At 71.5% G+C, this 9,719-nt stretch carries 6 protein-coding genes; 2 read left to right on the forward strand and 4 right to left on the reverse strand.

What is annotated here, in order from left to right:
- Nucleotides 1-106: 106 nt before the first annotated feature.
- A complete protein-coding gene (locus tag QZX64_RS04765; RefSeq protein ID WP_295657421.1) occupies nt 107-463 on the forward strand; it encodes an MMPL family transporter in 357 nt (118 codons plus the stop codon).
- A 120-nt stretch (nt 464-583) separates the two neighbouring features.
- The gene (locus tag QZX64_RS04770; protein ID WP_295657411.1) at nt 584-1,543 is read left to right on the forward strand and encodes a metallophosphoesterase; all 960 of its coding nucleotides are present in this window, start codon (nt 584-586) and stop codon (nt 1,541-1,543) included.
- A 64-nt stretch (nt 1,544-1,607) separates the two neighbouring features.
- Here the strand turns inward: QZX64_RS04770 and QZX64_RS04775 are convergent, their stop codons facing one another.
- The 4 genes from QZX64_RS04775 to QZX64_RS04790 form a co-directional block, all read right to left on the reverse strand.
- Nucleotides 1,608-4,730 (reverse strand): efflux RND transporter permease subunit, encoded by a 3,123-nt coding sequence (locus QZX64_RS04775; protein ID WP_295657413.1) that lies wholly within the window; start codon nt 4,728-4,730, stop codon nt 1,608-1,610.
- Nucleotides 4,730-5,215 carry a hypothetical protein gene (locus tag QZX64_RS04780; protein ID WP_295657415.1) on the reverse strand — a complete coding sequence of 162 codons (486 nt, stop codon included), beginning with the start codon at nt 5,213-5,215 and terminating at the stop codon, nt 4,730-4,732. Before QZX64_RS04780 ends, QZX64_RS04775 begins: the two co-directional genes overlap by 1 nt.
- On the reverse strand, nt 5,212-8,403 hold the full coding sequence (locus tag QZX64_RS04785) for an efflux RND transporter permease subunit (protein WP_295657417.1): 3,192 nt from the start codon (nt 8,401-8,403) through the stop codon (nt 5,212-5,214). The genes QZX64_RS04780 and QZX64_RS04785 overlap by 4 nt, the downstream gene beginning before the upstream one ends.
- 220 nt (nt 8,404-8,623) lie before the next feature.
- Nucleotides 8,624-9,439, reverse strand: coding sequence for a trypsin-like serine protease (locus QZX64_RS04790; protein ID WP_295657419.1), 816 nt, complete (start codon nt 9,437-9,439; stop codon nt 8,624-8,626).
- Nucleotides 9,440-9,719: the final 280 nt, after the last annotated feature.

The raw sequence follows: 9,719 nt of genomic DNA on the forward strand, positions 1-9,719 counted from the left end.
GGTCACGGACGATCTGCTGGGCGGCCCGTTCGGTGATGCCCACCTTCTCGGCGACCTCCCGCAGACGCGCCTCCGGCTCGAGTGCCAGGTAGAGCGCCACGTGCCCGTGGTCGCGGACGGCCTTGCCAAGTCAGCCAGGGTCATCACAGCCGGTGCCGCCGTGATGATCACCGTCCTCGCGTCCTTCGTCCTCGGCCAGGACGTCTTCAGCAAGATGTTCGGCATCGGGTTGACGGCTGCCGTCCTCATCGACGCCACCATCGTCCGCATGGTGCTCGTGCCGGCGACCATGGAGCTGCTCGGCGATCGCAACTGGTGGTTGCCGGGTCGGCTGGATCGTCTGCTGCCCCATCTCCACGTCGAGGGCCACGAGGTGGCCGAGGACCGGACCTCAGTGTCTGGACCGCTCGTCCTCCCTGCCCCGGTGCTGGCCGGCGGCGTCCGACAGGAGCACAGGTCGTGATCACCGTCGATGGAGTCACTCGCACCTACGGGACCATCATCGCGCGCGATGACGTCAGGGCTCCGCAAGTGGGTCGCGACGAGTCTGTCCCGCCAGGCGTCGACAGCCGTAGCATCAGACATGGCCACGGCACACCCCCGTGCACACCGACGGCCGGCCACCCGACGGCGGGTCCTGGCAGCCGTGGGTGTGGTCACCCTGACCGTCGCCTGTGCCGGGACGGAGCCGGAGACGACCCCCGACGGCTCGTCAAGCGTGACCGCGGCTGTGGGCGAGGAGGACGCAGCGGCGTCCGTGCGCGTGGTGGCCGTGGGTGACATCGCGTGCGAGCCGGGCGAGCCCGTGACGCCGACCCAGTGCCAGCAGGCGGCCACGGCACGGTTGACGACGTCCCTGGACCCGGACGCGGTCATCGCGCTCGGCGACATGCAGTACGAGACCGGCTCTGCGGATGGCTTCCACGACTCCTACTCGAAGTCCTGGGGGCCGCTCCTGCCGCTCACCCGGCCCACGCCCGGCAACCACGAGTACAACTCGACGGCCGCTGCCGGCTACTTCGACTACTTCGGTGACCCCCCACCCTGGTACGCCTGGGACGCCGGGGCGTGGCGGGTCTACATGGTGAACTCGAACTGCGGTGACGTCGACTGCGATGCCCAGGAGGAGTGGCTCGACGCCGAGCTGACCAGCAACGATCACGACTGCGCGGCCCTCGTCATGCACTATCCCCGCTACTCCTCCGGCAAGCACGGCTCCGCCGACTTCATGAGTCGTTTCTGGGAGGTCGCCTACTCCCACCACGTCGACCTCGCGCTGGCCGGGCACGACCACGACTACGAGCGGTTCGCACCCATGGACGCCGACGGCCAGGTGCGTCCGGGGCGTGGCATCACGTCCTTCGTGGCGGGCACGGGCGGCAAGTCGCTCTACGAGCGCGGTGAGCCGGTGGCGGGTTCGGAGTACTTCCAGAACTCGGCATTCGGCGTCCTCAGCCTGACGCTGTCACCCCGCGACTTCTCGTGGTCGTTCCTCGACACCGAGCGGTCCGTGCTCGACGAGGGATCCGCTGCCTGCATCTGAGGCGGGCTCGGGCGTGCGCAGACCACCACGGCACTCGTCCGTGTGCCCGCCCCGCCGGGACGGCTCAGGCGGTCAGCGCACTCGGGACGCGCGGACGAGGTCTCGCGAACCGCAGGTACAGCGGCGGGACGACGAACAGGTTGAGCAGCGTCGAGGTGGCGAGGCCCCCGAGGATGACGATGGCCATGGGGTGCTCGATCTCGTGGCCCGGGATGGCGCCGGCCACCACCAGCGGGATGAGGGCGAACGCCGTGGCGCCCGCTGTCATGAGGATCGGCGAGAGGCGCTCGGCCGCCCCGCGCAGCACCAGGTCGCGACCGAACGGTTCGCCCTCGACCTCCTCGAGGTGCTGGAAGTGGCTGATCATCATGATGCCGTTGCGCGCCGCGATGCCGAAGACGGTGAGGAAGCCGACCAGCGAGCCGAGCGAGACGATGCCGCCGGTGGCCAGCGCGGCCAGGATCCCGCCGACCAGGGCCATCAGCAGCGTGGGGAAGAAGAGGAGCGCCAGGCGGAGGCTGCTGAACGCCAGGTGCAGCAGCAGGAAGATGGACAGCAGCGCCGCGCCACCTGTCAGCAGGAGCGTCCGCTGCGCGGCCTCCCGCTCGGCGTGCTCGCCGAGCACCTCCACGGAGTAGCCCGGGGGAAGGTCGATGTCGGCGATGCGCCGCTCGATGTCCTCGGCGACGCCGCCGATGTCTGCGCCGGCCACACCGGCCGTGACGTCCATGCGCCGTGTCCCGGCCTCGCGCACGATCGCGTTCGGCGTCGCCCGGACCTCGACGTCGGCGACCCGGTCGAGCCGCACCTGCGCGCCCGTCGGGGTGTCGATCAGCATCCGCCGGATGCTGCCGACGCTGTGCCGCACGTCGGGGACCCCGTAGACGTTGATGTCGTAGGTGCGTCCGCTCTGGTAGACGTCGGCGACCTCGATGCCGGCGACGAGCGTCGCGGCCGCACGGCGTACGTCGCCGGGCTTCAGGCCGAAGCGCTGAGCCCGGTCGAGGTCCACCTCCACCTCGATCTGCGGGACCGCGGTGAGCAGCTCGGCCTGCGGGGCCTCGACACCCGGCACCTCGGCGACGACGTCCTCGAGCCGGTCCGCGACATCGCCGAGAACGTCGAGCTCGTCTCCGGAGATGCGGACGACGATCGCCTCGTCGGTCCCGGTCAGCACCTCGCGGATCCGCTCCTTGAGATAGGTCTGCACGTCGCGGTAGAGACCGGGGTAGCCGTTGACCTCCGCCTGGACCGCGGCGAGGGTCTTGTCGTAGTCGGCGTCGGGGTCGACGCTGATCCAGTTCTCGCCGAACTCCGGGCCGACGACCTCGTCGGCATTGCTGGCCTGGCCGATGTGGGCGCCGAAGTTGCGGACCCCGGGGATGGCCCCCAACCCCTCGGCCGAGCGCGTGGTGATGCGCACCTCCTCCTGCAACGAGGTGCCCGGCTTGGTCACCCAGTGCATGAGGAAGTCGCGCTCCTTGAAGTCCGGCAGCAGCGACTGCCCGAGCTGCGGTGTGCCGACCACGGCGAGGAGGGCGAGCCCGGCGACGACGAAGTACGCCGGTCGGGTGGTGCGGGTGACCCGGCGCAGCCCCCGGACGTACCAGCCGACGAGGAGCACCTTGAGCGGCGACTCGCGGCGCAGGAGCCCGTGGCGCCGCAGCAGCATCAGCCCGAGCGCCGGGGTCACGGTGAGCGCCACCGCCATCGACGCCAGCAGTGCCAGGGCGTACGACGTCACCAGCGGGCGGAAGAACGCGCCGGACAGGCCCTCGAGGAAGAACACCGGCGTGATCGCCGCGATGTTGATGAACGTCGCGTAGACGATCGCGCGGCGGACCTCCACCGAGGCCTCGACGATGATCTTCGCCGTCGGGGTGGTGTCGCCGGTGGCCCGGGCCAGCTTCAGCCGGCGCCAGATGTTCTCGATGTCGATGATCGCGTCGTCCACGACCACACCGACCGAGATGACGAAGCCGGCGAGCACCATCGTGTTGATCGTGCTGCCCTGGTGGTAGAGGACCAGGCCGGCGACGACCAGGGAGAGCGGGATGGCCACGACGCTGATCAGCGCCGTCCGCCACTCGTAGAGGAACAGCATCAGCACCACGATGACGAGCAGGATCCCGATGAGCAGGGCCGTGGTCAGGTTGTCGACCGACGTCTCGATGAAGGTCGCCGGCCGGAAGATCGTGCTGTCGATGTGGACGTTGGTGAGCGCCGGCCTGATCAGCTCCAGCTGCTCCTCCACCCCCTCGGTCACCTGCAGGGTGTTGGCCCACGGGAACTTCTCCACGATGAGGAGCAGCCCGGGCCCGCCGTCGACGACCGCGTCGCCGATCAGCGGCTGGTGCCCGACCGCGACGGTCGCGACCTCGTCGATGCGCAGGACCCTGCCCTCTCGGTTGCGGACGGTCACCGCCCCCAGCTGCTCGGGCCGACCGACCGCCGACACGTGCTCGATGCCGAGCCGCTGCCCGCCCGTCTCGACGAATCCGCCGGTGCCGAGGGCGGCGCCGGGCCGGTAGGCGAGCAGCCCGGACTCCACGGCGTCCGCAGCGGCGTTGCGGACGTCGTCGAGGGTGACCCCCTGCCGGTGCAGCCGCGGCGGGTCCACCAGGATCTGGTACTGCGTCTTGCGGTTGCCCCACACCGCGACGTTCGCGACCCCGGGCACCCGCATCAGGTTGTCGCGGATCTTCCATCGGGTGAGGTGGGAGAGCTTGATCGTGTCGAGGGTGTCGGAGGAGACCCCGATCTTCAGGACCCGGCTGGTGGAGGAGAGCGGCTGGATCATGTGCGGGGGCGTGGCCCAAGCGGGGAGCGACGGCGTCACCGAGGCCACTCGCTCCTGCACCAGCTGGCGCGCCTCCATGATGTCGGTGCCCGGCTCGAAGAGCAGCGTCACCGAGGAGAGCTGGCCCACGGACTTCGACCGCAGCACGTCCAGACCCGGCACGCCGGCGAGCGACTGCTCGAGCGGCACCGTGATGAGCTCCTCGACCTCCGCGGCCGAGAGGCCGACGCAGGCGGTCTGGATCTCGACCTTCGGCGGCGCGAACTCGGGGAAGACGTCCACGGGGGCCTTGCTCAGCTGCAGCATCCCGCCCACCATGAGGACCGAGCCGGCCAGCACCACCAGCGTCCGCAGCCGCAGGCTGGTGAGGATGATCCAGTGCATCATCAGTGCCCCACCTCGAACTCGGAGCCGTGGAGCAGGGCGGACCCCACTCCGGCGACGAACGTCCCGGGCGGTGGCGCCTCGCTCAGCATGGCCCGATCGCCGGCCACCGCTCGCACCTCCACCGGGTAGCGGCGGAAGCGCAGCGAGTCCTCGTCCTCGGTCCCGTACACCCACGTGGTGCCGTCGGCGGCGTGGACGACGGCGGAGTACGGCACCGTGACGGGCTCGGCGCCCTCCGGCACCGCGGCGACCTCGAGCCCGACCCTGCGGGCGGCGTCCGGGGTGAGCGTCACCCAGGAGAAGTCACCGTGGCCGATGTGCTCCACCGTCGCGGGGGTGTCGTGCGAGGGCTCGACCGGCTCGCCCTGACCGGAGCCGGCAGCCCACCACGTGGCCGCGAGCAGGACCAGCGTCGCGATGCCTGCGCCGGCCCAGCCGGACCCCGGTCGGGTGCTCTCGAGGGGGGCCCGGGTGATGGTGGTCATCGTGCCCACGCACCCGCGACCGACCCGCTGCCGGCCTCGTCGTCGAGCAGGGCCGGCTCGCGCTCCTCGCCCCACCGCAGGTAGAGCGCGGGGAGGAGCAGCAGCGGCACCAGCACGGCGGTGATCACACCCCCGAGGACGACGACCGCCATCGGATGCACGATCTCCAGGCCCGGCCGCGCGCCCGCGAGGGTCACCGGCAGCAGCACCAGCGCTGCCGCCGCCCCCGCCAGCAGGATGCCGACGCTCCGCTCGCCGACCGCCCGGGTCACGAGCTCACGCCCGAACGGCAGGCCGGACGCTCGGGCGAGGTCCCACGCCGCGACGAGGGCGAGCACGTTGCGCACCGCGATCGCCAGGACCGCGAGGAAGCCGAGCACGGTCCCGGTCGTCGCCTCGCCCCCGGCGACCAGGACGGCCAGCACCCCGCCGAGCATCGACATGGCGATCGTGGCCAGGGCAGCCGCGGTCATCCGCCAGCTGCCGATGACCACCTGGAGGAGCAGGAGCCCGGTGAGCAGTGCCACGACCGAGACGGCCCCGACCAGCCGGGTGTCGGCCGCGTTCTGGCCCTCGCTGATGACCTCGGCGTGGTACTCCCTCGGGAAGCCGATGCCGGCCACGCTGGCCTCGATGTCATCGGCGACGTCGTCCCGATCGCCCGTCACCGTGGCGACCACGTCGAGCCGGCGCGAGACCGACTCCCGGTTGATGAGGGAGAACGACTCGCCGAAGGAGACGTCCGCGACCTCGTCGAGGCGCACGGTGCTGCCATCGGGCTTGTCGATGAGGAGCGCGCCGATCTGGTCGGGATCCGCGAAGTAGTCGCGGTCGCCGTTGACGATGACGTCGAAGACCTTCTGCTCCTCGAACAGGCTGCCGACCTCGAGCCCGTTGGCGAGCGTGGTGGCGACGCGGCGCACGTCGCCCGGCTTGAGGCCGTGCCGCTCGGCGGCGTCGAGGTCGACCGCCACCTCCAGGTTGGGCTCCACCGGAGGCTTGTCGACCCGGACCCGCGACACCCCCTCGATGCCGGAGAGGCTGTCCCCGATGGAGCGGGCCTGGTCGAGCAGGACCTGGAGCTCCTCGCCGTAGACGCGTACCACCACCTCGTCCTCGCCGAGGGTCACGCGCCCGCGGTCGAACTCCGACATCAGCGCGCCGCCGGCCTCGACCTGGTCGGCGATGGAGGAGCGGATCTGCGCCGGTGCCTCGTCGTAGCCGGCCGCCACCTCCCGCACCGCCGCGACCGTGTCGCCGTGGTCGGCGTCCGGGTCGATGCCCACCCACAGCTCGCCGGTGCCGATGCCGTGGATGCGGTCGGAGAGGACAGCACGCCCCACGTGTCCTCCGACGCTGCGGACGCCGGGCACGGCGCGCAGCTGTGCGCCCAGGTCCGAGGCGATCGCGGTCATCGCCTCCCGGGAGACGCCCGGCTCACCCTGCCAGCTGACGACGAGGTCGGACTCCTGGAACTCCGGCAGCAGCGCCGGCCGGTCCGTCGACTGCACGAAGGCGGTCGCCGCAGTCGTGGCGATCACGCCGACCGCGAGCACGGCCGCGGCGAGCCGCCAGGCGCCCGCCAGCCGCTCCGCGACGCCGGTCGCTGCGCGGCGTACGGCCTCGGTCACCGGTGAGCGACGGTCTCCCGTGCGGTGCAGGACCACCGAGGCGAGGGCCGGCGTGACGGTGAGGGAGACCAGCAGCGAGACGAGCAGGACGACCGCGAACGCGACGAGCGCGGGTCGGTAGAAGGCCTGGGCGAGCCTGTCCACGGCGAGGAGAGGCCAGAGGGCGACCAGGGCGACAGCGGTCGCGTAGCCCGCGGACCGCCGTGCCTCCACGGAGGCCAGCGTGACCCGCGAGAGTGTCAGGGCGGTGTCGTCCCCGCGGTCGCGCAGCCCACGCAGCAGGTGCTCGGCGGTCCCGACGGCGTCGTGCACCACCAGCGCGGCGGCGAGCGCCAGGCCCGCGAGCGCCAGCCCGTCGAGCCCGATCCCGAGCAGCTCGAGGACCAGGACCGACGTGGCCAGCGAGACGAGGGTGGACACGAGGGCGACGAGCGTGGCGCGCAGGTGGAGGAGCACCAGCAGCACCAGCAGGGCCGCCAGCGCCAGGCCGACGCCCAAGGTGACGACGTAGTTGGTGCGGGCGGCCTCCACGAAGCTGGCGGGGCGGAACAGCTCGGTGTCGACGGTGATGCCCTCCAGGCCCGGGGCGAGCGTGGCGAGCGCCTCCTCGATGCCCTCGGTGACCTCGACGGTGTTCGCGCCCGGGAGCTTCTCGATCACGAGCACCAGGCCCGGACCGTCGTCCACGACGGCGTCGCCGATCAGCGGCTGGTGGTCCTCGGTGACGTGGGCGACGTCGCCGAGCGTCATCCCTCGGGGGTCCCGCGCGCCGTCCGCCCGCTCGAGCGCCACCTTGCTCAGGTCGCCGGCGGTGGTGATGGGGGAGACGTGCCGGATCTCCAGGCGCGAGGTGGGCGTGTCGACGAAGCCGCCGGTCCCGGGGGCGGACGCCTGGAGGTAGGTCAGCGGGGAGACCCACAACGCGTTGCCGCTGGTGTTGATGACCTCCTGGAGCGTGACCCCGCGCCGCGCGAGCCGACGCGGGTCGACCTGCACCTGCAGCTGGCGCTCGCGCTGGCCGAAGATCGACACGTTCGCGACGCCGGTGACGCCGAGCAGCCGCGGACGGATCGTCCACCGCGCCAGCACCGACATCTCGATGGGGCTGACGTCGGCGGACCGGAAGCCGACCACCAGGACCCGGCTCGAGGACGACAGCGGCTGCACGATCGCGGGGGGATCGGTCAGGTGCGCCAGCAGGCCGGCCTGCGTGAGCCGCTCCTGCACGACCTGGCGGGCCTCGAGCAGGTCGGTCCCGGGCTCGAAGATCAGCGTGATGGAGGAGAGGCCGTTCACCGACTCCGACCGGATCCCGTCCAGGAACGCCACCCCGTTGAGCAGCAGGTTCTCCATCGGGGCGGTGATCAGCTGCTCGACCTCCTCCGCGGAGAGCCCCAGGGCCTCGGTCTGCACCTCGACGTACGGAGGGGAGAACTCCGGGAGGACCTCGGTCCTGGCGGATTGCGCCTGGTAGGCCCCGAGCGCCACGAGCGCCAGCGCCACCGCCAGGACGAGCACCCGCGCCGCCACCGCTCGAGATATCAGCCAAGGAGACATCGCGTCGACCCCCGGGTCCTTCTACTGGGGCTTGCCGGCCGCGAGTGTGCGGGTCCGGCATCCTACAGGCCTACGCGCAACGGCGAGCGCTCTCAACCCCCAATCGGGGTATGACACGTCGGTGGTTGATGGGGGAGGAGCGGCTGGTGGGACGCCCGACGGACGCAGAGCGACTGTTCGACGGGCGCACCCACATCAACGGCGGGCCGCGCGGGCGTCCTCATGGCACGGGGACGTACCGGGCGAGGAAGTCACGGGCCCACGGCGTGTCCACCCGGTAGGTCTTGTCGGTGGCCTTGCACATGGCGTCACCGGTCACGGTGATGGACACGACGGCTCCGTCGAGGAAGTGCGGGCCGCCGGAGTCGCCGTAGCAGGTTCCACCGTCGCCGGTCGCCTGGTTCATCGACAGCGTCGCCCACGCCTTGGTGACCGACCGCAGGTGCTGGTCGGCCTTCTCACGACGCCATCCCACACTGAAGCCCTGGGGGCCCTTCCGCCTGCTCGTGCGCACGGTCCCGTAGCCGACCGCGGTGAAGGTCTCGCCGCGCAGCCCGCGCCTGTCCAGGGTGCCGGCGGGCGCAAGCGGAGCGGGGTCGACGTGCGTGACCGGGTCGTCCAGGAGGAAGACCGCGATGTCGTAGAGGTTGCTCAACCCGCCGGTGGCGTAGAGGGGATGCGTGACGGGGGTGCCGGTGAGCAGCTCCACGTCGGCGTCCACCGCGCCGTCCCGATCGGCGTCGATCACCGGATCCAGCGTGAAGGTGATGTCCGTGATCTCGGGCGGCAGGCCGCTGAAGCAGTGGCTGGCCGACAGCACCACGTCCTCGGCGATGAGGGTGCCCGTGCATGCCTGGAAGAGCAGCGTGTCACCGGTGGTGGGATCGGTGAACTCGCCGACGAAGGAGCCGACGTTGGGGTGCTCGCCGGCGTCGGGCACACCGTAGGTGATGGCGTGAGCGGGGGCCTGGGTCCCGAGGAGACCCGCGACCAAGGTGGTGAGGCAGGCGATGACGAGGGAGGATCGAGTGCGCATTGGGGCGTCCTGGTGCGACTGTGAGACGGACTGGGTGGACCCTCGAGCGAAGCAGAGCCGCCCCGAGGGTGTCCATGACCCACATGCGGTATCCGCCTCCCCTCTGTCTCCGCGCAGGGCGAGGCCCCGCCGATGGAGCGCCGATCGGGATCACCGACGCACCCAGGGAGACGGAGCCGGAGGGGTGGTCCCGGGGGGCGCCCGGACCGACGGGAGCCGCTCCCCAAGGAATCCCCCACCAGCCCCCCGCAAGATGCCGGTCCATGAAGCTAACGACCTC

It is taken from the genome of uncultured Nocardioides sp. (genome assembly GCF_902805925.1).
Classification (GTDB): Bacteria; Actinomycetota; Actinomycetes; order Propionibacteriales; family Nocardioidaceae; genus Nocardioides.

Coding starts and splice junctions, on each gene's coding strand:
- QZX64_RS04780 (WP_295657415.1), bottom strand. CDS start 5,215: ATGACCACCATCACCCGGGCCCCCCTCGAGAGCACCCGACCGGGGTCC.
- QZX64_RS04790 (WP_295657419.1), bottom strand. CDS start 9,439: ATGCGCACTCGATCCTCCCTCGTCATCGCCTGCCTCACCACCTTGGTC.
- QZX64_RS04770 (WP_295657411.1), top strand. CDS start 584: ATGGCCACGGCACACCCCCGTGCACACCGACGGCCGGCCACCCGACGG.
- QZX64_RS04775 (WP_295657413.1), bottom strand. CDS start 4,730: ATGATGCACTGGATCATCCTCACCAGCCTGCGGCTGCGGACGCTGGTG.
- QZX64_RS04785 (WP_295657417.1), bottom strand. CDS start 8,403: ATGTCTCCTTGGCTGATATCTCGAGCGGTGGCGGCGCGGGTGCTCGTC.